At 63.1% G+C, this 22,355-nt stretch carries 22 protein-coding genes; 10 read left to right on the forward strand and 12 right to left on the reverse strand.

Translation table 11 applies throughout. The annotated features are described in order from the left end of the window. Window positions 1-9: 9 nt before the first annotated feature. The gene (thiO, locus tag ACYJSS_RS15010; protein WP_236204762.1) at window positions 10-1,107 is read right to left on the reverse strand and encodes a glycine oxidase ThiO; all 1,098 of its coding nucleotides are present in this window, start codon (window positions 1,105-1,107) and stop codon (window positions 10-12) included. Window positions 1,108-1,151: 44 nt separating this feature from the next. Here thiO and ACYJSS_RS15015 point away from each other — a divergent pair, with 44 nt between their 5' ends. From ACYJSS_RS15015 to ACYJSS_RS15050, 8 genes are all read left to right on the forward strand, one after another. Then, complete coding sequence (locus ACYJSS_RS15015; protein ID WP_158545565.1) at window positions 1,152-1,661, forward strand: GspH/FimT family pseudopilin; 510 nt, start codon at window positions 1,152-1,154, stop codon at window positions 1,659-1,661. Between the two features lie 114 nt (window positions 1,662-1,775). Next, window positions 1,776-2,294, forward strand: coding sequence for a GspH/FimT family pseudopilin (locus ACYJSS_RS15020; protein ID WP_111259754.1), 519 nt, complete (start codon window positions 1,776-1,778; stop codon window positions 2,292-2,294). Next, window positions 2,281-2,856, forward strand: coding sequence for a type IV pilus modification protein PilV (gene pilV / locus ACYJSS_RS15025; RefSeq protein WP_111259753.1), 576 nt, complete (start codon window positions 2,281-2,283; stop codon window positions 2,854-2,856). The genes ACYJSS_RS15020 and pilV overlap by 14 nt, the downstream gene beginning before the upstream one ends. Beyond that, window positions 2,853-3,662 (forward strand): PilW family protein, encoded by an 810-nt coding sequence (locus ACYJSS_RS15030; RefSeq protein ID WP_111259752.1) that lies wholly within the window; start codon window positions 2,853-2,855, stop codon window positions 3,660-3,662. The genes pilV and ACYJSS_RS15030 overlap by 4 nt, the downstream gene beginning before the upstream one ends. A gap of 9 nt (window positions 3,663-3,671) precedes the next feature. Then, complete coding sequence (locus ACYJSS_RS15035) at window positions 3,672-4,214, forward strand: pilus assembly PilX family protein (protein ID WP_111259751.1); 543 nt, start codon at window positions 3,672-3,674, stop codon at window positions 4,212-4,214. A gap of 15 nt (window positions 4,215-4,229) precedes the next feature. Continuing rightward, the gene (locus ACYJSS_RS15040) at window positions 4,230-4,574 is read left to right on the forward strand and encodes a hypothetical protein (protein WP_111259750.1); all 345 of its coding nucleotides are present in this window, start codon (window positions 4,230-4,232) and stop codon (window positions 4,572-4,574) included. 15 nt (window positions 4,575-4,589) lie between these two features. Then, the gene (locus ACYJSS_RS15045; RefSeq protein WP_146602980.1) at window positions 4,590-8,894 is read left to right on the forward strand and encodes a pilus assembly protein PilY; all 4,305 of its coding nucleotides are present in this window, start codon (window positions 4,590-4,592) and stop codon (window positions 8,892-8,894) included. Beyond that, entirely contained in the window at window positions 8,894-9,331 is a 438-nt protein-coding gene (locus ACYJSS_RS15050) for a type IV pilin protein (RefSeq protein ID WP_111259748.1), read from the forward strand. The genes ACYJSS_RS15045 and ACYJSS_RS15050 overlap by 1 nt, the downstream gene beginning before the upstream one ends. A gap of 56 nt (window positions 9,332-9,387) precedes the next feature. Here ACYJSS_RS15050 and ispH read toward each other — a convergent pair whose 3' ends face one another. The 6 genes from ispH to murJ form a co-directional block, all read right to left on the reverse strand. Further along, complete coding sequence (ispH, locus tag ACYJSS_RS15055; RefSeq protein WP_236204763.1) at window positions 9,388-10,335, reverse strand: 4-hydroxy-3-methylbut-2-enyl diphosphate reductase; 948 nt, start codon at window positions 10,333-10,335, stop codon at window positions 9,388-9,390. A 49-nt stretch (window positions 10,336-10,384) separates the two neighbouring features. Continuing rightward, window positions 10,385-10,837: an FKBP-type peptidyl-prolyl cis-trans isomerase gene (locus tag ACYJSS_RS15060; protein WP_111259746.1), complete on the reverse strand. Its 453-nt coding sequence runs from the start codon at window positions 10,835-10,837 to the stop codon at window positions 10,385-10,387. Further along, entirely contained in the window at window positions 10,830-11,336 is a 507-nt protein-coding gene (gene lspA, locus ACYJSS_RS15065; protein ID WP_111259745.1) for a signal peptidase II, read from the reverse strand. The genes ACYJSS_RS15060 and lspA overlap by 8 nt, the downstream gene beginning before the upstream one ends. Next, the gene (gene ileS / locus ACYJSS_RS15070; protein ID WP_236204764.1) at window positions 11,329-14,163 is read right to left on the reverse strand and encodes an isoleucine--tRNA ligase; all 2,835 of its coding nucleotides are present in this window, start codon (window positions 14,161-14,163) and stop codon (window positions 11,329-11,331) included. The genes lspA and ileS overlap by 8 nt, the downstream gene beginning before the upstream one ends. Before the next feature lie 15 nt (window positions 14,164-14,178). Next, a complete protein-coding gene (ribF, locus tag ACYJSS_RS15075) occupies window positions 14,179-15,117 on the reverse strand; it encodes a bifunctional riboflavin kinase/FAD synthetase (protein ID WP_111259743.1) in 939 nt (312 codons plus the stop codon). Window positions 15,118-15,234: 117 nt separating this feature from the next. After that, window positions 15,235-16,770: a murein biosynthesis integral membrane protein MurJ gene (gene murJ, locus ACYJSS_RS15080; RefSeq protein ID WP_111259742.1), complete on the reverse strand. Its 1,536-nt coding sequence runs from the start codon at window positions 16,768-16,770 to the stop codon at window positions 15,235-15,237. A 251-nt stretch (window positions 16,771-17,021) separates the two neighbouring features. On the opposite strand from murJ, the gene rpsT reads away from it, so the two are divergent. Then, window positions 17,022-17,297: a 30S ribosomal protein S20 gene (rpsT, locus tag ACYJSS_RS15085; RefSeq protein WP_111259741.1), complete on the forward strand. Its 276-nt coding sequence runs from the start codon at window positions 17,022-17,024 to the stop codon at window positions 17,295-17,297. A gap of 118 nt (window positions 17,298-17,415) precedes the next feature. On the opposite strand, the gene ACYJSS_RS15090 is transcribed toward rpsT, so the two are convergent. From ACYJSS_RS15090 to rplU, 5 genes are all read right to left on the reverse strand, one after another. Beyond that, window positions 17,416-17,874 carry a CreA family protein gene (locus ACYJSS_RS15090; protein WP_236204765.1) on the reverse strand — a complete coding sequence of 153 codons (459 nt, stop codon included), beginning with the start codon at window positions 17,872-17,874 and terminating at the stop codon, window positions 17,416-17,418. 12 nt (window positions 17,875-17,886) lie between these two features. Then, a complete protein-coding gene (gene proB, locus ACYJSS_RS15095) occupies window positions 17,887-19,005 on the reverse strand; it encodes a glutamate 5-kinase (RefSeq protein ID WP_111259739.1) in 1,119 nt (372 codons plus the stop codon). A gap of 80 nt (window positions 19,006-19,085) precedes the next feature. After that, a complete protein-coding gene (gene cgtA, locus ACYJSS_RS15100) occupies window positions 19,086-20,306 on the reverse strand; it encodes an Obg family GTPase CgtA (protein ID WP_111259738.1) in 1,221 nt (406 codons plus the stop codon). 141 nt (window positions 20,307-20,447) lie between these two features. Beyond that, on the reverse strand, window positions 20,448-20,705 hold the full coding sequence (gene rpmA / locus ACYJSS_RS15105) for a 50S ribosomal protein L27 (protein WP_111259737.1): 258 nt from the start codon (window positions 20,703-20,705) through the stop codon (window positions 20,448-20,450). A gap of 25 nt (window positions 20,706-20,730) precedes the next feature. Continuing rightward, window positions 20,731-21,042, reverse strand: a complete 312-nt coding sequence (gene rplU, locus ACYJSS_RS15110; RefSeq protein WP_021219380.1) for a 50S ribosomal protein L21 — start codon at window positions 21,040-21,042, stop codon at window positions 20,731-20,733. A 244-nt stretch (window positions 21,043-21,286) separates the two neighbouring features. Here rplU and ACYJSS_RS15115 point away from each other — a divergent pair, with 244 nt between their 5' ends. After that, entirely contained in the window at window positions 21,287-22,255 is a 969-nt protein-coding gene (locus ACYJSS_RS15115) for a polyprenyl synthetase family protein (RefSeq protein WP_111259736.1), read from the forward strand. The last annotated feature ends 100 nt before the right edge of the window (window positions 22,256-22,355 follow it).

Below are 22,355 nucleotides of genomic sequence, written 5' to 3' on the forward strand. Positions count from 1 at the left end.
CCAGCGGCATCAGGCCTGCGGTTTCAGGCGCGCTTCCGGGGCATAGGGCGCGGGGTCGACGATGGGCTCGCGCCCCAGCATCAGGTCGGTGAGCAGCCGGCAGGACGCGGGCGCCAGCACCAGTCCATTGCGGTAATGACCGCAGTTCAGCCAGAGCCCATCGAAACCGGGCACAGGCCCGATGAAGGGAATGCCGTCGGGCGACCCCGGCCGCAATCCGGCCCAATGGCCGACCACCTCGGCCTCCGCCAGCGCCGGCAGCATCTCGATGGCCGACGCCCTCAGGCTTTCCAGTGCGGCCTCGGTCGGCGTCTTGTCGAAGCCTTCATGCTCCAGGGTGCTGCCCACCAGGATGTGACCGTCGCGCCGCGGAATCGCATAGCGCCCCTTGGCCAGTACCATGCTCGGCAGGAAGTCCTCGGCGCATTTGAACAGGATCATCTGTCCCTTCACCGGCTCCACGGGCAAATCGAGCCCGAGCGTCGCCAGCAACTCCCCACTCCAGGCGCCGGCACAGAGCACCACGCGATCCGCACGGACCTCTCCCTGCGAGGTGCGAACCCCGACGACACGCCCGCCTTCCTGGATGAAACCATCCACGGCGCAATCTTCGCGGAGAGTGACATTGGGCAATTGAAGCAGGGCCTCGCGCAACGCACGGGTAAGGCGCGGATTGCGGACATTGGCGACGTCGGCCATGTGGATGGCCGTTGAATAAGCGTCGGCCAGTGGGGGAACCGCTGCCTTGACCGAGCCGATAGAGACGCGGGAAATCGGACGCTTGCGCCCTGCGGCCCACGCCAGGGCTTGCGCTTCATCCTCGAGGTCGAGCCAATACAGACCGGTTCTATGGACTTCGGGGTCGATCCCGGTTTGCCGCAGCAATGCCTGACCCAGGGGCGGGTAGAAATCCTGCGACCAATGAGCCAGAGCCGTCACTGCATCGCTGTAACGCCACGGATAAAGCGGCGATACAATTCCACCACCCGCCCAGGACGACTCCGTTCCGACCCGCTGACGCTCGATGAGCACGACGCTCTCTTGTTCAGCGAGCTCAAGGGCAGTCAACAGCCCTATGGCCCCACCACCAACGATCAGGACAGACACCACAGCCTCCTCTTAGAAGCTCCAGGGAAATGGAGAGTAAAAACATGGATGTACGCAAGCACCACGGACTCAGTCTGCTCGAACAACTCATCTGCCTGGCCAGCGCTGCCACCTTGCTCACCCTTGGCGTGCCAACACTGAATCGCATGCACCACCAGCACAAGCTGTATTCCTTCGCCAGCGAACTCGCCCACTCCATCCAGTTCGCTCGGCACCACGCTTTCGCGCATAACGTCCGCACCACCCTGTGCCCACTGGATGCCGGCAATCAATGCTCCAGGGACTGGAGCGGCACCCTGAGCATTTTCGAAGACGAAGCAGGCAAGCGAGAGTTGCGTAGCGAGGAGGACCTCATGCGGATTCTCGAGCTGCCGGAAGGGCTGGAACTCACCTGGCGAGGCATGGGCGGTGGCCATGCGCTTCACTTCAACGCCCAAGGACAGACCTACGTGAGCAACGGCACATTTCTCATGAAATCAATGACATTCGGCACGAGCAGGCGAATCGTCATTAACCGCCAAGGCCGTGTACTTCTTAAAGAGGCAGAAGAATAGTCTGAATGGTCGGCCAGGAATACCGCTCGTGCCCGACTCATAGCCGACCATCCCAGGATGTTTGAGCTTGCATCCCCGGCTCGCTAGCTTACAGGCTGAGCAGAGGGAGCTTTCATGGAACGTACACGCGGGTTCAGTTTGATCGAGTTGATGGTGACCGTCATCATCCTGGGGATAGTGGCCGCCATCGCCCTCCCCAACCTTACGGGCTTCATCATCCGCCAACGCGTAGGGGGGCAGGCGAGCGAATTGATGAACGCGCTGGTATTCGCTCGCGTGGAAGCCACCAAGCTGAATGCCAATGTGGTCGTTCTGCCAGCAGCGAACAATGAAGACGGCTGGACCAATGGCTGGTGTGTCGGCACGACCGCCATCAACAACTGCAGCGATTCTGCCGTGATCCGCAGCTTCCAGGGATCACCTAGCGACGTACAGATCAACGCGCCCTATCTCCAGGCCACCAACCGGCTGACATTCCGCCGCGACGGCACCCTGTTGTCCGGCATCAGCGCCCAGGCATTCAAGGTCACCTCCAGCAAACTCAAGGCCGACGACGCCACTGCACGCTGCGTCTACGTGAACGCCATGGGCAAAGCCTCCATCAAGAAGGTCAATCGCGATGCAGATTGCTAATTCCACCCGCCAGCAACTGGGTGCCTCACTGATCGAGGTGCTGATCGCTCTGGTAATCTTCGCCGTCGGCCTGCTCGGCTTCGCAGCCCTGCAGCTCAATGCACTGCAAAGCTCAGGCGATAGCAGCCAGCGCACCCAGGCCACCTGGGTGATACAGGAGCTCGCGGAGCGCATCCGTTCCAACCCGGAAGCCTCGCTGGCCAACTACACCTCAGCGCCAAATTGCAGCAACCTGCCCGCCCAGCGCTGTGCTGACTACTACGACCCCATCAGTGGTGCCAAGGTCAACGCAACCAACTGCACGGCTGCACAGATGGCAGCGTTCGACCGCTGGGAGGCGCAGTGCCCCTACAGCGGTAACAGCACCTATACGGCTAACGCTACGGCTCGAGAAGGCCGTTACAACAGCCGAGACTTCATGGCGCTCGCCGCGAGCGGCACCCCTCCCCTGGCCGTCGTCGCCTCTGGCACTCAGCTCACGATCACGGCGAACTGGCAGAGCAAGGCAGAGAAGAACTCCAGCGGACAGAACCTGTCCGGAAGCGTGCAGGTGCAACGATGAATAACAAGTCCTCCTATCACCTATCCAAGCGCCAGGCTGGCCTGAGCCTGGTCGAGCTGATGATCGGCCTGACCCTTGGGCTGATCCTGCTGCTCGGTGTGATCCAGGTATTCATCGCCAGCAAACAGACGTTCGCCACCAACGACGCCATGTCCAAGCTTCAGGAGAATGGACGCTTCGGGCTCGAGTTCATCAGCCAGAGCGCCAGACTGGGCGGTTACCTGTCTCCAGGCGCCCCGCTGGATCGCCCCCTGCCCATCGAGAAAGAGGGCTGCGGCGTCGGTAACTCCAGTAATAACCCTTGCGCTCTGAACGGTAGTGCAAGCGCATCGGACGTCGTCAGTTTCACGTTCGAGCCCCCGATCATCGAAGGGGTAAAACGCGACTGCACCGGCGCTACCGTGCCCGATAACAACCTGGTTACCAACACCTATTTCATTCTCGCCGCAGACGCCGATAACCCGCTGCCATCATTGGCTTGCAAGTCGTTCAACAGGACGACCAACGCCGTCCTCAGCCCGCAACAGCGGCTCATCGACGGCATTGATGCCCTGCAGGTGCAGTACGGTGTGGATAGCGCCGGGGACTCCAAGAGCGTCAATCAATTCGTGTCCTCGGACCGTGTAACCAACTGGACCAAGGTCATCGCCGTTCGCATCGCCCTGCTAGCCAACTCGGTCGATGTCCTGAACCCGGCACCGCCGCAGCGCAACTTCTACCTGCTGGATGCGGCTCCGCTCTCATTCAACGATGGGCGGGCGCGGCAAGTGTTCACCACCACCATCCAGTTCAAGAACAACTACTGAGGCCTGACGATGAAAGCAGTCTCCCCTCTCGCCTCCCAGGCCGGCGCCACCCTAATAGTGGCCCTGGTTTTCCTGGTGGTACTGACCGCTGCCGGAATCACGGCCGTTCGCTTTGCAACGAACGATGAACGCATGGCCAGCAGCAATCAGTTCCGCAATACGGCCTTCCAGGCAAGCCAGACGGAAATCCGCGCGCAACTCCTGCGCTTCAACGTCGTAGCCAATCGTCAACCCTTGATGTCCGCAATGGAGGCAACCGCCGTCACCAGCCCCTCCAGCTCGCCCAACGGCGAGTCGAATGCGACCATCATCGCGCGCTTCCCCAATCTTCGTGAACTGCAGACCCTGACGGCGCGGACCGCCACGAGCGCGATACCTCAAACGCCCAAGCTACGCAGCATGGGTGATCTGGATTGCGCCAGTTTCGGCCAGGGCTATTCCTTCGGTAACTACACCTGCCGCCAGTATGAAGTGAGAAACGTCGCGACCATCGGTACCAGCGGCGCCTATTCCGACCAGACCCAGGGCCTGGTTTTCTTCAACCTCAAATAAGCTTCGGGGCCAGATATGAACCTGTACGCAAAGCTGAGCGCCGTTGCCTTGTTGGCAGCCACTTTCGCTGCATCGACTTCAGCAGATGAAACCCAAGAAGCGCCTCCCAAGTATGTCGAAAGCGCCATCATCATCCTCAACCTGACCAACAAGGCTGATGAAGGAGCCACGGGATATCTCCTCGCCACTCCCTGCACCGGGTGCGAGCCGCTAAAGATGCAAGTGACAAGTCAGACCGCCCTCTACCTTCAAGGCGAGCCCAGCAGCTTTTCTCAATTGGGCATGAAAATCGACTGGCAAGGCTCCGTGTTCTATGAGCCGGGCACGCCACCGGTCGTCACCGAACTTTTCCTGAATTAAGTCCGAGGTACCACCATGAGCATCAAGCGACAACTCAGCATAGGCGCCTCGGCCTTTACCTATCTGGCTCTATCTCTTACTACGGCGATGGCGGATGACACCGAGATCTATACCACACGCGAATTGCCAGCGGATCAGCGTGTACGCCCCAATATTCTTTTCGTAATCGACACTTCCGGATCCATGCAAAGCGGCGTCCCCGGTACCAACTGCAACTCCCTGACGCCCCTCGATAGGACCGCTGACGGCATACCCCGCAACTGGTGCACCAGCACAGAGGCCAGGACAAACCGCGCGAACAATGGCCAGCTCACCCGCATTCAAGTGGTGAAGGAAGTCGTCAACCAACTCGTCGACGAGCTGGCTCTATCCAACGACTCAAATATCGGCTTGGTCCGCTTCAGCTCCGACAACGAAGGCGGCTTCGTCAATGTGCCGGTACAGCAAGCTGCGACTGTGGCCAACACATTCAAAACGCAACTGAATAGCTATTACGCCAGTGGCTCCACTCCGCTGCTCGAAAGCTACCATGAGGCAGCCCAGTACATGCGTGGTGCCGCCTTGATTTACGGCAACAGCTCCCGCGGCGTCATAGAAAACGCCAAGGGCTCCAGCACACGCAACCCCTGGAACAGCGCAACGACGTCCTACTCGGGCGGCAGCTACCTGTCACCGATCCAGAACTCTTGCCAGAAATCCAACATCATCGTACTGACCGACGGTTTGCCAAACGACGATAGCAGCAGCAACACGGCAATACGGGACCTTACCCGTACGGCAACAGCGAACACCAACTACACCTCCTGCAACCGAGGCTATCCAACCGACGGCGAAGCCAATGCCGGGTGCTGGATGCCAGGCCTGGCAGAATGGCTGGCCAACAACGACAACGGGCCGGCATCGGTCACTGGCAAACAGACCATTTCCACTTACACCATCGGCTTCGGCAATATCGCCGACACTCGATTGCTCAGCGATACTGCTGCCCTGGGCCAGGGCAAGTTCTTCACCACCAATGACACATCGGGCCTCGTGACCTCGTTGAAGTCGATCATCGTCGACATTCTTGCCGAAAACACCACCTTCACGACCCCAACGGTTTCGGTGAGCGCCTATAGCAACTTCGGCTATCGCAATGATCTTTACTATGCGCTGTTCCGCCCTGCCAAAGGTGCGCGCTGGCTGGGTAACATCAAGAAATACAAGGCCACTTCTGACAGCAGCGGCAATCTTGTCGTGACCGATGCCAACGGCAACAACGCCGTCGACTCCAGCACCGGCTTCTTCGCTGACAGCGCGCAGAGCTACTGGAGCGCATCGGCGGACGGCAAGAACGCAGGCCTGGGAGGTGCGGCCAGCCGTTTGACTGACCCGGCCAACCGCAAGCTCTACACCTATACCGGCAGCAACCTCGAGCCGCGCACCAATGCCAGTAGCACTTCGGTCAACCTGACCGGGTCCGCTCACCTGCTACTCAACAGCAACACAGCCTTGACCAAGACAATGCTGGGCGATGCGAGCATGACCGACGCCTACAAAGGCAACCTCCTCACCTGGGCACGCGGCACCAACCCAGCAGATAGCAGCATTCGCGCGCAGATCGCGGACGTACTGCACAACGCCCCCAAGGTCGTTGCATACACCAGCGATGAAGACATCGCGCGTATCTCCGCTGGCACGACACAGGACAAGCTCGCGCTGTTTTATGGCACCAACGAAGGCTTCATCGGCGCGATCAATCCCGCCAATGGCAACGAACTCTTTTCGTTCATCCCCAAGGAACTGCTAGGCAACCTGAAGTCCTACTACGACGATCCCCAGGGGAGCATCAACAAGAAGTACGGGATCGATGGCCAGTTCGACCTCAAGGTGACCTACGGCAATCGCGACACCACCACCAACCTTCGCGCCGTCAGCGGCGTCACGCTGTATGCGGGCATGGGGCGTGGCGGTCGCAACTACTATTCGCTGGATATGACGCCGACAACTGCCGGCGATCCGGCAACAATCCAGCCCAAGCTGAATTGGGTCATTCGCGGCGGCTCAGGCGGCAGCACCGGTTTCTCACGCCTTGGCCAGACCTGGTCGACCCCCAAGGTGGCCAAGGTCAAGTGGAACGGCACAGTAACCGACGTACTGATTTTCACCGGCGGCTACGATACCAACCAGGATAACGATGCGACGCCGGACAATCCAAAAACCGACTCCTATGGCAACGCCCTCTACGTGGTCAACGCGAATACGGGCCAAAAACTGTGGATGGCGGGCCCAAGTGGCGATACCGACGCCAACCTCACGCTTTCCAGCATGACCAACAGCATGCCGGCAGACCCGGCACTGGTCGACCTGGGCGGCGATGGCCTCATCGATACCATCTTCACCTCGGATACCCGCGGGCAGATCTTCCGTTTCGATATCAACCAGAGCAACACCAGCGCCAGCAACTTCGCGACCGGCAACCGTATCGCCAACATCGGCGGCACCGACGCGACAAACAACCGCCGCTTCTACAACCAACCCGACGTTGCACTGATCAAGGAGCGTGGCGGCCAGTCGTACTACACCATCAGCATCGGCTCCGGTTATCGCGGCCACCCGCTGAGCGAAGCCGCGCTGGACCGCTTCTATGTCATCCGGGACAAGAACGTATACTCGGCCCCCACTTACTGCTCCGCGACGGTCACCACCAACTGCACCGCGTCGATCACCGAAAGCAACCTGGTCGATGTGAGCAGCGTCAACCTGACCAGTGCGCAAGCCCAAGACATCCAGGACCAGATAAACACCAAGCGTGCGGAGATCGACGCACTCACGGCAGCGGAAACCAACGCGCGCAATGCATTGACCGCCTACCAGACCAGCATCGGCTATACGGCCAAGCTCAACACCCTGGTGGAAACCAATACGACGATCAACCAGAAGCAGAGCGCGATCGACACCATCCTGCGGAACGATCCCTATGTGAAGGATCATGCGTCTGAAACCGACAGCCGTACGCAGTCCCACAGCCTGGTGGTATCGGCTCAGAGCGCCCTGGTACAACTCAACGCACAAACCCCGACGACCGGCGCGGCCAGCAGCTTCAAGGCTGCGGAACTGGACAACGCACAGGGAACGGATGTCGGCGCGCTTCAGGCCAGGATCACCGCTGCACTGAACGACAGCGACCTATCCAGCCGATATGCAGCCATCATCGCCAAACAGAACCAGATCACGGCAACCAAGGCAGCAGGGGGCGACGCCAGTGCCCAGGAAAGCGACCTGAGTACCCTGACGGAGGCCTACGAATCTTCGGCCGCCTATCAGACTCGCCAGACCCTGCTGACCAACCTGAACGGCATCAACGACAAGATCACCCAGATCGCAGCACTGCAGGCTCAGATCATTGCCGCCTACAACCTGGGTACTCCTGCAGGAGATAGCGATGCCGCAAGCAAGCTGACACAGCTCGACGCAGCCAAAGCATCGCTCACGAGCCTCCTGCCCAGTGGGCTCCCGGCGACTCCTGCCGGCACCACCAACGGTGATCTGATCGCTCGTACCGAAACCCAGAACCAGACCAATCTCGAGGCTATCAGCTCCCCGCTCGTGACCCAGGCCAACCTCCTGACCAGCCTCGAGGGCGAACGCCTGACCCTGGCGGGCCAGGCATCGACCCTGCAATCCGAGTTGCAAGCACTGGCCAACCAGGCCTACAGCGCCAGCAGCAACCTGCTGAACGCAACCCAACTCGCAGAGGCCACGGCGCAGGATCCAACGCCACCACTCACCCAGTTCGACGCTTACAACTACTTGATCAGCAAGGCCCAGGCTGCAGCCGTTGCCGGTATCCCGACCAAGCGCCAGGAAATCAACACGCTGTATGCGCAACTGACCCCGGGTGACAGCTACACGCCCAACCCGACCCTGTTGGCGAACAGCAGCGGCTGGTTCATCCGATTCCCCTCGGGCGAGAAAGTCCTGTCCAGTTCGACCAGCTTTGCGGGGTCCGTGCTCTTCACCACGTTCCGCCCCAGCGGCCAGCAAACGACCACCTGTGGTCCGGACGTAGGCCGTGGCCGTTTCTACGCGCTGAACCTGATCGACGCCAGCGCGGTGTTCGCGCAGACGGTGAGTGGTACCAAAACACCGGTACGCAGCTTCGACCTGGCCCACGGCGGCATTCCCCCCAAGCCGGCGACGATCCTGCGCGACGACAATCGTGTAGGCTTGCTCTGCGGTGCCGAAGGCTGCACACCGCCTGACACAGCGTGCATGGATGGCGCTCAGATATGCGAAACCAACAAAGCGATACGCGACCTCTACTGGAGAGAGAACTGATGCTCAAGCAGAAGGGGTTCACCCTGATCGAATTGCTGCTAGTCGTGGCGATCATCGGCATCATTGCCGGGATTGCCTACCCCAGCTACCAGAACTACGTGATGCGCACGGGGCGCAGCGATGGCCAGGCCTGGCTGATGCAGATCATGCAGGCCCAGGAGCGCTACTACTCGCAGAACCAGACCTACACCGACAACCTGGGCACGGGAGGGCTTGCTTATCGCAACGCCGCAGGCAATGCCATCGCGGCGAATGGTGCGGTCATCTCGGAGAATGCTCGCTACAGCATCAACGCAGCAGCCTGCACCGGCACCACCATCGACAAATGCGTGATTCTCACAGCCACCCGCCAGGGAGCCCAAACTTCGGATTCCTGTGGAAACCTGACCCTGGATAGCCGTGGAAACAAAGGGGCCGCGACTGCCAACTGCTGGTAGCGCAGCTCCGATAAAAAAGCCCGGCATTAGCCGGGCTTTTTCTTGAGTGTCAGAAGCTACTTGATCTCGACGACCCGCAGCTCCTTCGGCATCGAGAACGTCACATTCTCCGGCCGGCCATCCAGCTCGACCGCGACCTCAGCGCCCCAGGCGCGGAGTTGTTCGATCACCCCCTGCACCAGCACTTCCGGTGCCGAGGCGCCGGCGGTGATGCCGATGCGAGCGACGCCTTCGAACCACGCTTGCTGCATGTCCTCGGCACCGTCGATGAGGTAGGCCGGGGTGCCGATGCGCTCGGCGAGTTCGCGCAGGCGGTTGGAGTTGGAGCTGTTGGGGCTGCCGACCACCAGGACCACGTCGCTCTCGTCGGCGAGCTGCTTGACCGCGTCCTGGCGATTCTGCGTGGCGTAGCAGATGTCGTCCTTGCGTGGGCCGCCAATGCTGGGGAACTTGCTGCGCAGGGCGTCGATGACACGGCTGGTGTCGTCCATGGACAGGGTGGTCTGGGTGACGAAGGACAGCGCCTCGGGGTTGCGCACCACCAGGCTCTCGACATCGGCCTCGTTCTCCACCAGGTAGATGGCGCCGCCATTGCTGGCGTCGTACTGGCCCATGGTGCCTTCCACCTCCGGGTGCCCGGCATGGCCGATGAGCACGCACTCGCGGCCGTCGCGGCTGTAGCGCGCGACTTCCATGTGCACCTTGGTCACCAGCGGGCAAGTGGCGTCGAAGACCTTCAGGCCACGGCGGTCGGCTTCCTGGCGCACGGCCTGGGAAACACCGTGGGCACTGAAGATGACGATGACGTTGTCCGGCACCTGGTCCAGTTCCTCGACGAAGACGGCGCCACGGGCGCGCAGGTCCTCGACCACGAACTTGTTGTGCACGACCTCGTGGCGCACGTAGATCGGCGGACCGAAGACTTCCAGCGCGCGGTTGACGATCTCGATGGCGCGATCGACGCCGGCACAGAAGCCGCGGGGGTTGGCGAGTTTGATTTGCATGCTGTCTACCTCTGGGCCTTGCGGCCGCCCTCCCCTGCGGGAGATGAAATCAGGCCGGCTTGACCGCCAGGATCTCCACCTCGAAGCGCAGCGACTTGCCGGACAGCGGGTGGTTGAAGTCGATGGTCACGTGGCTGTCGTCGAAGCTCTTCACCACGCCAGGCAACTCGGTGTTGGCAGCGTCGTTGAAGATGATCAGCAGGCCCTCGGAAAGCTCCATGTCCTGGAACTGGCTTCGCGGCATCACCTGCACGTTCTGCGAGTTGGGCTGGCCGAAGCCCTGCTCCGGCTCGATCGGCAGCACGCGCCTGTCACCGGCCTTGAGGCCGAACAGGGCGCCCTCGAAACCGGGCAGCAGGTTGCCATCGCCGACCTTGAAGGTAGCCGGTTGCTTGCCGAAGGTGCTGTCGACGACATCATCGTTCTCCAGCCGGATGGCGAAATGCAGGGTGACTTCCGTGTCCGGGCCGATACGCGAGACGCTGGCGAGAGACTCAGTCATGAGCGGGTTCTCCGGACTTCTTCGACTTGAACATATCCAGCGCCAGCATGATGGCGCCCAGGGTGATGGCGCTGTCGGCCAGGTTGAACGCCGGGAAGTACCAGCGATCCTGCCAATGCACCAGGATGAAATCGACCACGTGGCCGAGCACTACGCGGTCGTAGAGGTTGCCCAGTGCGCCGCCGAGCACCATGGCCAGCGCGATGGCCAGCCAGGTTTCGTCGGCCTTCAGGCGCTTGAGCCAGACCACCAGCACGCCGCTGACCACCAGGGCGATCAGGGCGAAGAACCAGCGCTGCCAGCCGGAGCTGTCGGCGAGGAAACTGAAGGCGGCGCCGGTGTTGTAGACGTGGATCCAGTCGAACCAGCCGGGGATGACGGTGATCCGCTCACGGAACGGGATCGACTCCAGCACCACCCATTTGGACGCCTGGTCCAGCAGGAACACCAGCACGCTCAGCAGCAACCAGCCGAGACGGCCAAAACGGGCCTCAGGCATAGTGACGGACCTCGCCGGCGCCTTCGATGTTCTCGACGCAACGGCCGCACAGCTCGGGGTGCGCGGCGTTCACGCCGACATCGGCACGGTGGTGCCAGCAACGGCCGCACTTGGCGTGGACGGACTTGAGGATCTTCAGCTTCAGGCCCGGCACTTCGGTTTCCACCGCATCGGCCGGCGCGGCCGCCAGCGGCTGCACGTCGGCGGTGGAGGTGATCAGCACGAAGCGCAGCTCATTGCCCAGCTTGGCCAGCTTGGCAGCCAGGGACTCCTCGGCGAAGACGGTGACCTCGGCCTGCAGGCTGCCGCCGATGGCCTTGGCGGTACGCAGGTTCTCCAGCTCCTTGTTCACCGATGCCTTGACCGCGACCACGTCTTCCCAGAAGGCGTTGCTCATCTCGAAACCTTCCGGCAGCTCGCTCAGGCCCTGGTACCAGGTGTTGAGCATCACCGACTCGTCGCGCTCGCCCGGCATGAACTGCCAGATTTCCTCGGCCGTGAAGGCCAGGATCGGGGCGATCCAGCGCACCAGCGCCTCGACGATGTGGAACAGCGCGGACTGGCAGGAGCGACGCGCCAGGCTGTCGGCCTGGGTGGTGTACTGGCGGTCCTTGATGATGTCGAGGTAGAAGCCGCCCAGTTCCTGCACGCAGAAATTGTGTACGCGGGAATAAACATTCCAGAAGCGGTACTCGCCGTAGGCCTCTTCCAGCTCGCGCTGCAACTGCAGGGTGCGGTCGACGGCCCAGCGGTCAAGCGCCAGCATGTCTTCCACCGGTACCAGGTGCTGCGCCGGGTCGAAGCCGGTGAGGTTGGAGAGCATGAAGCGCGTGGTATTGCGGATGCGGCGATAGGCATCGGCGCTGCGCTGCAGGATCTGCTGGGACACGGCGATCTCGCCGGAATAGTCGGTGGACGCGACCCACAGGCGCAGGATGTCGGCGCCCAGGGTGTCGATCACGGTCTGCGGCACCACGGTGTTGCCCAGGGACTTGGACATCTTGCGGCCGGACTCGTCGACGGTGAAGCCGTGGGTCAGCAACTGGCGATAAGGCGCATGGCCGTCGATGGCGCAACCGGTGAGCAGGGACGAGTGGAACCAGCCGCGATGCTGGTCGGAACCCTCCAGGTACAGGTCGGCAGCCGGACCGCTGGTGTGGGCCAGCTCCGCATGGGAGCCGCGCAGCACGTGCCAGTGGGTGGTGCCGGAGTCGAACCACACGTCCAGGGTGTCGCTGATCTTGTCGTATTGCGAAGCCTCGTCGCCCAGCAGCTCGGCGGCGTCCAGCCTGAACCAGGCCTCGATGCCCTCCTGCTCGACACGCTTGGCCACCTCTTCCATGAGCTCGACGGTGCGCGGGTGCAACTCGCCCGTGGCCTTGTGCAGGAAGAACGGGATCGGCACGCCCCAGTTGCGCTGGCGCGAGATGCACCAGTCCGGGCGACCGGCGATCATGTTGTGCAGGCGCGCCTGGCCCCACGCGGGAATGAACTCGGTCTGCTGGATGCCGGCCAGTGCGCGCTCGCGCAAGGTGGCACCTTCGTTGGGCTGCTTGTCCATGCCGACGAACCACTGCGCGGTGGCGCGGTAGATCAGCGGGGTCTTGTGACGCCAGCAGTGCATGTAGCTGTGGTTGATGCTTTCGTGCTTGAGCAGCGCGCCCACTTCTTCCAGCTTGGCGACGATGGCCGGGTTGGCCTTCCAGATGAACTGGCCGCCGAAGAACGGCAGGTCCTGGACATAGACGCCATTGCTCTGCACCGGGCTGAGGATATCGTCGTTGCTCATGCCGTAGTGCTTGCAGGAGCGGAAGTCATCCTCGCCATAGGCCGGCGCGGAGTGAACGACGCCCGTGCCGGCGCCCAGCTCGACGTACTCGGCCAGGTAGACGGGCGAGAGGCGCTCATAGAACGGATGGCGGAAGCGGATGTGCTCCAGCGCCTCGCCCTTGGCGGTGGCGATGACCTGGCCTTCGAGGCCGAAGCGCGCCAGGCAGGATTCCACCAGCTCCTCGGCCAGCAGCAGCAGGCGCGACCCGGTGTCGACCAGGGCGTAGGTGAACTCGGGGTGGACGTTCAGCGCCTGGTTGGCGGGGATGGTCCAGGGGGTGGTGGTCCAGATGACGATGGCGGCCGGCTTGGCCAGGCTCGACAGGCCGAAGGCGGCGGCGAGCTTGTCGGCATCCTCGACGAGGAAGGCGACGTCGATGGCATCGGACTTCTTGTCCTGGTACTCGACCTCGGCCTCAGCCAGGGCGGAGCCGCAATCGAAGCACCAGTTGACCGGCTTCAGGCCCTTGAACACGAAGCCCTGCTTGACCATCTCGGCCAGCGCGCGGATCTCGCCGGCCTCGTTGGCGAAGGCCATGGTCTTGTAGGGGTTGTCCCACTCGCCCAGCACGCCCAGGCGGATGAAGTCGGCCTTCTGCCCCTCGATCTGCTCGGCGGCGTAGGCGCGGCACAGCTCGCGGGTCTTGTCGGCAGGCAGGTTCTTGCCATGGGTGGTCTCGACCTTGTGTTCGATCGGCAGGCCGTGGCAATCCCAGCCCGGCACGTAGGGGGCGTCGAAGCCGGCCAGGGTCTTGGAACGGACGATGATGTCCTTGAGGATCTTGTTGACCGCGTGACCGATGTGGATGCTGCCGTTGGCGTAGGGCGGGCCGTCGTGCAGGACGAACTTCGGACGACCCTCACCGATCTGGCGCAGCTTCTGGTAGAGCCCGATGGAGTCCCAGCGCTGCAGGGTCTCCGGCTCACGCTGGGGAAGACCGGCCTTCATCGGAAATGCCGTTTCCGGCAGGTTGAGGGTCGCTTTGTAATCGGTCATGTCAGTCCAGGCTCATCATTGAATGGGGATGCCCTGCCAGTAGGCACGGGCGGCGGCGACGTCCGCGTCGATCGCCGACTTCAGCGCCTCCAGGGAAGCGAAACGCTGCTCTTCACGCAGCTTGTGGTGGAAGGTCACGCTGATGCGCCGGTCATACAGGTCGGCGGAATAATCCAGCAGGTGCACTTCCAGGTGGGCCTTGCCATCCCCCTTCACGGTGGGACGCACGCCGATGTTGGCAACGCCGGGACGACGCGCGCCATCCAGTTCGACGCTGACCAGGAAGACCCCCGAAAGGGGAACACGCCGACGCTTGAGCTGCACGTTGGCCGTGGGCGTGCCCAGCTGGCGCGCCAGCTTCTGCCCGTGCAGCACCCGGCCGGTGATGGAGAAGGGCCGACCAAGGAGGCGCTCGGCCAGCGGGAAGTCGGCGGCGGCCAGGGCCTGGCGCACCCGCGTGCTGCTCACCCGCACACCATCCAGCTCGACGGTGGCTGCCGCTTCGACACTGAAGCCCTCGGCCGCACCGGCCATCTGCAGGAAGGCGAAGTCACCGGCGCGATCGCAGCCGAAGCGGAAGTCATCACCGATCTCCAGATGCTTGACCCCAAGCCCCTCGACCAGCACGGCGTGCACGAACTCGGCGGCGCTGAGCTCGCGCAGGCGGCGATTGAAGGCCAGGCAGAGCACCCGGTCGACGCCCTCGGCTGCCAGCAGCTCGAGCTTGTCGCGCAGCCGGGTCAGGCGCACCGGCGCCGTGTCCGGGCCGAAGAATTCACGGGGCTGCGGCTCGAAGATCACCACGCAGCTGGGTACGCCCAACTCGCCTGCGCGCTCGCGCAGGCGTTTGAGAATGGCCTGATGGCCACGGTGTACGCCGTCGAAATTGCCGATAGTGGCAACGCAGCCCCCAAGTTGGGGCCGCAGGTTGTGGAGGCCTCGGACCAGCTGCATAGCACACGTCTTGTTCACAAAGTGGCCGATTATACGCACACCCGCGACCAGACAACAGGCGTCGCTGACGTGTCGCAGGCGGGCCGTGACGAGAGCCTTCCGGGTGCCCGGGCAGGCTCAGAGCGCGCGCCGGGCGAAGTGACGCAGGCGGAAGCCGAGCAAGGCCAGGGTGGCGAAATAGCCGAGGGCGCCGGCGGTGACCAGCGCCCCGAGACGCAGCAGGCGCAACAGCATGTCGCCCTGGTCCCAGGCAGGCAGCAGCCACATGCCCCCGACGAGAACCGCGGTCATCACCGCGACCGCCAGCAGCAGCTTGGCGAGGAACATCGGCCAGCCGGGCTGCGGCTCGAACAGTTTCTGCCGACGCAACTGCCAATACAGCAGCGCGGCATTGAGGCACGCCGCCAGGCCGATGGCCAGCGCCAGGCCAGCATGCTGCAGCGGGCCGATGAAGACGAGGTTCATCGCCTGGGTCGCGACCAGGGTGAACAGCGCAATACGCACCGGCGTGCGCAGGTTCTGCCGCGCATAGAAACCCGGCGCCAGCACCTTGACCAGGATGATCCCGAGCAGCCCCGCCGAATAGGCGATCAGCGCGCGCTGGGTCATCTCGGCGTCATGGGCACCGAACTTGCCGTACTGGAACAGCGAGACCGTCAGGGGCTCGGCGATCAGCGCCAGCGCCAGCGCACAGGGCAGCACCAGCAGGAAGCACAGGCGCAGCCCCCAGTCCAACAGTTGCGAATAGGCCTGGCGGTCGTCGCTGGCGTAGGTCTTGGCGAGCGACGGCAGGAGGATGGTGCCCAGGGCGACGCCGAGCACCCCGGACGGCAGCTCCATCAGGCGGTCGGCGTAGTACATCCAGGACACCGAACCGGCGGCCAGGAACGACGCGAAAATGGTGTTGATGATCAGCGAGATCTGGCTGACGGAGACGCCGAAGATCGCCGGCCCCATCTGCTTCAGCACCCGCCAGACGCCGCTGTCGCGCAGATTCAGGCGCGGCAGCACGAGCATGCCGATGCGTTTCAGGTGCGGCAGCTGGTAGAGCAGCTGGGCCAGGCCCCCCGCCAGCGTCGCCCAGCCCAGGGCCATCACCGGCGGGTCGAAGTAAGGAGTCAGGAACAGGGCGAAGACGATCATCGCCACGTTAAGCAGGGTCGGCACGAAGGCCGGCACGGCGAAGCGGTTCCAGGTGTTGAGTACAGCCCCGGCGAGGGAGGACAGGGAAATGAGGAAGATATAGGGGAAGGTCACCCGCAGCAGCGAGGTGGTCAGCTCGAATTTCTCCGGCGTATCGGCGAAGCCCGGCGCCGTGGCCCAGATCACCCAGGGCGCGGCGAGCACACCCAGGGCCGTGACCACCGCCAGCACCAGCGTCAGCAGGCCCGATACGTAGGCCAGGAAGGTACGGGTCGCCTCCTCCCCCTGCTGGGTCTTGTACTCGGCCAGGATCGGCACGAAGGCCTGGGAGAACGCGCCCTCGGCAAAGATCCGCCGCAGCAGGTTGGGCAGCTTGAAGGCCACGAAGAAGGCGTCGGTGGCCACGCCGGCGCCGAAGATGCGCGCCACGATGGTGTCGCGGACGAAGCCGAGAACCCGAGAAAGCAGGGTGATGGAACTGACGGCGGCCAGCGATTTGAGCAGATTCATGGAGGTCGGAGGCTTGTGCTCGTTGGAAGTCCCGCCAGGCGGGAACGCTGCCGCCGGGCCGAAAGCGCCCTGCTTTCGAAGGCGGCGAGTGTAGAGCCGGCACGAAAATAAATCACGCCGAGCTCCGGTATGAGGTACGCTCGTCGCCCCTTTGCAGGGAAGCCACGCCTGCCCTTGACATTGATTCATCGCATCGGCATGATTCGCGGCCTTATTTGTTTGTATCCCCCCAGTTTTCGAGGAGCTTGACGGTGGCCAATACACCTTCTGCCAAAAAACGCGCAAAACAGGCTGAGAAGCGTCGTAGCCATAACGCCAGCCTGCGCTCCATGGTCCGCACCTACATCAAGAACGTCGTCAAGGCGCTCGATGCCAAGGACCTGCCCAAGGCCCAGAACGCCTACACCCTGGCCGTTCCGGTAATCGACCGCATGGCCGACAAGGGCATCATCCACAAGAACAAAGCCGCTCGTCACAAGAGCCGCCTGAACGCCCACATCAAGGCGCTCGGCCAGGCTGCTGCCTAAGCTTTGCTTTTGATGAAAGACCGGCCCCAAGGGCCGGTTTTTTATTGCCTGCGAAAAGCCACATCAATCGACAGGCACAAAAAAGCCCGGCGAACCGGGCTTCGATGCTCGCCAGGGCTCACTTCTCCCAGGGCAGGATCGGGATCGCCGTGACCGCGTTCTGTGGGCTGCCTTCGATCACTCGATCGCTGTACACCAGGTACACCAGCGTGTTGCGCTTCTGATCGAAGAAACGCACCACCTGCATGGTCTTGAACACCAGCGAGGTGCGCTCCTTGAACACCTCCTCGCCATCCTTCAGCTCACCCTTGAAATGGATGGCACCCACCTGACGGCAGGCGATGGACGCCTCGGCACGATCCTCGGCCAGCCCGAGCCCACCCTTGACGCCGCCGGTCTTGGCCCGGGACAGGTAGCAGGTCACGCCCTCCACCTTGGGGTCATCGAAAGCCTCGACGACGATCTTGTCGTTCGGCCCCACCCACTTGAACACGGTGGAAACCGAGCCGATCTCCTCGGCAGAGGCCAGCAGAGGCGCGCACAGAGCCAACGCCACCCACCCCTTGATCATGCGCATTGGAACGCTCCTTCAGACCAGAACCAGGTTATCCCGATGCACCAGCTCGGGTTCGTCGACGTAGCCGAGCAGCTTCTCCACCTGTTCGGAGGACTGCCCGATGATCTTCTGCGCTTCCAGAGCGCTGTAGTTGACCAGCCCACGGGCGACTTCACGCCCATCCGGGCCGACACAGACCACCATCTCGCCACGACGGAAACTGCCCTGCACCGCCTTCACGCCGACCGGCAGCAGGCTCTTGCGATCGTCACGCAGCGCCTTGACCGCACCCGCATCCAGCACCAGGGTGCCACGGGTCTGCAGATGACCGGCCAGCCACTGCTTGCGCGCTGCCAGCATGCCGCGCTCCGGCGCCAGCAGCGTACCCAGGCGCTCGCCAGCCTTGAGGCGGTCCAGCACGCGCTCGATACGCCCGCCGACGATCACCGTGTGCGCACCCGAACGCGCAGCCAGGCGTGCCGCACGCAGCTTGGTCTGCATGCCGCCACGACCCAGAGCACCGCCAGTGCCGCCAGCGACCGCATCCAGGCTCGGATCATCCGCACGGGCTTCGAATATCAGTTGCGCATCGGGATTGTGGCGCGGGTCGGCATCGAACATGCCGTCGCGATCGGTGAGGATCACCAGCAGGTCGGCCTCGACCAGGTTGGCCACCAGGGCCGCCAGGGTGTCGTTGTCGCCGAAGCGGATCTCGTCGGTCACCACCGTGTCGTTCTCGTTGATCACCGGGATGGTGCCGAGCTCGACCAGGGTGCGTAGCGTGCTGCGCGCATTGAGGTAACGCTTGCGATCGGAGAGATCGTCATGGGTCAGGAGGATCTGCGCGGTATGCCGGCCATGCTCGCCGAAGCTCGACTCCCAGGCCTGCACCAACCCCATCTGCCCCACCGCAGCCGCAGCCTGCAGTTCATGCATGGCCTTCGGCCGGGCATTCCAGCCCAGGCGACTCATGCCCGCCGCCACGGCACCGGAAGACACCAGCACCAGCTCGACCCCCGCATTGCGCAGGGCGACCATCTGCTCGACCCAGACCGCCATGGCGTCGCGATCCAGGCCGCGACCATCCGCCGTCAGCAAGGCGCTGCCGATCTTCACCACCCAGCGCTGCGCGCCCGTCACCTTGTCCCGCATATCTTCCAACCTTAGCTAGAAAGCCGTGCGGCCCATGGCGCACAGCCTATGGCGATCATCTGCGCCGAGCGGCGCACTTGTCAGGGAACGTAGAAGATTTCCGGGCCGTCGCCGTCGTCTTCGTCATCCTCGAAGTCATCGTCGTCATCCTGCGCACCGGCGCTCTTCAGCCCGGCACGGCGCAGGGCCCGCTGATCGTCCAGCGCCTGCAGACGGGCACGCGCCTCGTCCTCGATACGCTGGTCGAGCTCCGCGAGCTCCTCGGCATAGGCCGGCTCCTCGCTGATGCGCAGGGCGCGCTCGTCGAGGTAGCGCATGATGTCCTGGGACAGCGCCTCGGTGCCCTCGCGCTCCAGCGCGGAGATCACGTAGACAGGCCCTTCCCAACCCAGGCGCTCGATCACCGCCTTCATGCGCGCCTCGCGATCCTCGTCGAGCAACTGGTCGGCCTTGTTCAGCACCAGCCAGCGATCACGCTCGGTGAGCGCCGGACTGAAGCGCCCCAGCTCCTCGATGATGGTGGCGGCCGCCTCGGCCGGATCACTCTCGTCCAGCGGCGCCATGTCGACGATGTGCAGCAGCAGGCGGGTCCGCGCCAGGTGCTTGAGGAAACGGATACCCAGGCCGGCACCTTCCGCAGCCCCCTCGATCAGGCCGGGGATGTCGGCCACGACGAAGCTCTTGTAGCGACCGACACTGACCACGCCCAGGTTCGGCACCAGCGTGGTGAAGGGGTAGTCGGCGACTTTCGGCTTGGCGGCGGAGACCGATCGGATGAACGTGCTCTTGCCGGCATTCGGCAGGCCCAGCAGGCCGACGTCGGCCAGCACCTTCAGCTCCAGCTTGAGATCGCGGGACTCGCCCGGCTTGCCATTGGTGGTCTGGCGCGGCGCGCGGTTGGTACTGGATTTGAAACGGGCGTTGCCCAGGCCGTGCCACCCACCCTGGGCAACCATCAGGCGCTGACCCGGCCTGGTCAGGTCACCGATGATCTCCTGGGTGCCGGCGTCGATGACGGTGGTTCCCACCGGCACGGGGAGAATCAGGTCCTCACCCTTGTGCCCGGTGCAATCCTTGCTGCCACCGTTCTGGCCACGCTGAGCATCGAAACGGCGGGTATAGCGATAGTCGACCAGGGTGTTCAGGTTCGGGTCGGCTTCCATGTACACGGAGCCGCCATCACCGCCGTCACCACCATTGGGGCCACCCTTCTCGATGAATTTCTCACGACGGAAACTCATCAGGCCGTTGCCACCATCACCCGCTTTTACAAAGATCGATACTTCATCGACGAATTTCATCAGGACGCCTCCCGCCACGCGGGACGGGTTGAAAGAAAAAAGAACACAAGGATACAGGGAAGCCCGCGCAAATCGGAGTTTCCATCTATCAGAAACAAAAAAGCCCCGTCGCAAGACAGGGCTTTTGCAGCGAGATCGCGATCAGGCCGCGACGACGCTCACGTACTTGCGACCGAAAGCGCCTTTGACCTCGAACTTGACCACGCCATCCACTTTCGCGAACAGGGTGTGGTCCTTGCCCAGGCCAACGCCGTAACCGGCGTGGAACTTGGTACCGCGCTGACGCACGATGATGTTGCCGGCCTTGATAGCCTGGCCGCCGTACAGTTTCACGCCAAGGCGTTTACTTTCTGAGTCGCGGCCGTTGCGGGTAGAACCGCCAGCTTTTTTGTGTGCCATGAGTCAAATCCTCCAAAAAAGGAAATTAGGCCTGGATGCCGGTGATCTTGATTTCAGTGAACCACTGGCGGTGGCCCTGGCGCTTCATGTGGTGCTTACGACGGCGGAACTTGATGATGCGCACTTTGTCGTGACGGCCTTGAGCGACCACTTCAGCGACTACTTTGGCGCCATCAACGACCGGAGCGCCGATTTTCACGTCGTCGCCATTGCCGATCAGCAGAACGCGATCGAAGGTCACGGATTCGCCGGTGGCGATCTCGAGTTTTTCGATCTTCAGGAATTCACCTTCAGCGACTTTGTATTGCTTGCCGCCGGTAACGATAACTGCGTACATGGATTTTCTCCGTTAAACCTGCTCACCCGACGCTTTATAGGAAGAAGAAGGGGTCGGCATGGCTGCATGGGGCCGGAACTGGAACCCGTGCAATTGCGTAAGGCAGGAAAATGCCCAAGGAAGTTCAGGGGCCGCGATTGTACGCAAGCCGTGATTGCCGCGCAAGCACCGTCGGCGCTTGCCTTGACAGCCCCCACCCTGCCCCCTAGCATGCCGCGCAACCTCAAAGGAGCACCCCTCGCTGATGCAACCCCAGGCCTTCTACCGCGTGGTGGCGGACGATTTTACCGCCGTCGACGACATCATCCGTCGGCAACTCACCTCCCGCGTTCCCCTGGTGGAAAAGATCGGCGACTACATCGTCTCCGCCGGCGGCAAGCGCCTGCGTCCGCTCCTGGTCCTGCTCAGCGGCAACGCCTTGGGTTTCGGTGGCGACCAACTGCGCCTGCTCGCCGCCACCATCGAATTCCTGCACACCTCCACCCTGCTGCATGACGACGTGGTCGACGCTTCCGGCCTGCGCCGCGGCCGCTCCACCGCCAACGCGCTGTGGGGCAACGCGCCGAGCGTGCTGGTCGGCGACTTCCTCTATGCCCGCTCCTTCGAAATGATGGTCGAGCTGGGCTCCATGCCGGTGATGCGCATCATTTCCCAGGCTACCCGCGTGATCGCAGAGGGTGAGGTGCTGCAGCTGTCGAAGATCCGCGACGCCAGCACCACCGAAGAGACCTATATGGAAGTCATCCGCGGCAAGACCGCGATGCTCTTCGAGGCCTCCACCCACAGCGCCGCCGAACTGGCCCAGGCACCGGCCGAGCAGGTCGAGGCCCTGCGCACCTTCGGTGACTGCCTGGGCATCGCCTTCCAGCTGGTGGACGACCTGCTCGACTACCGCGGTGACGCCACCACCTTGGGCAAGAACGTCGGCGATGACCTGGCCGAAGGCAAGCCCACCCTCCCGCTCATCGCCACCATGCGCGACGGCACCGCCGAGCAGGCCGCCCTGGTCCGCCAGGCCATCCAGCAGGGCGGGAGCCAGGACCTGGAAAGCGTCCGCGCCGCCGTGGAGGCCGCCGGTGCGCTGGACTACACCGCCCGCCTCGCCCGCGACTACGCCGAGCGCGCCATCGCCTGCCTGGACGTACTGCCGGACAACGAATACCGCGACGCATTGATCGAGCTCACCCGCTTCGCCGTCGCCCGCACGCACTGATCCACCCGCCGCATCCGGAAGCCCGTCCTCGCGACGGGCTTTTTCGTTGCGCGCCCGTCGAGGCAGGCCAGGAGCGGCCTCCTGCCCCGGTTCCAGACAC

The sequence above is a fragment of the Pseudomonas sp. No.21 genome, from assembly GCF_054558415.1.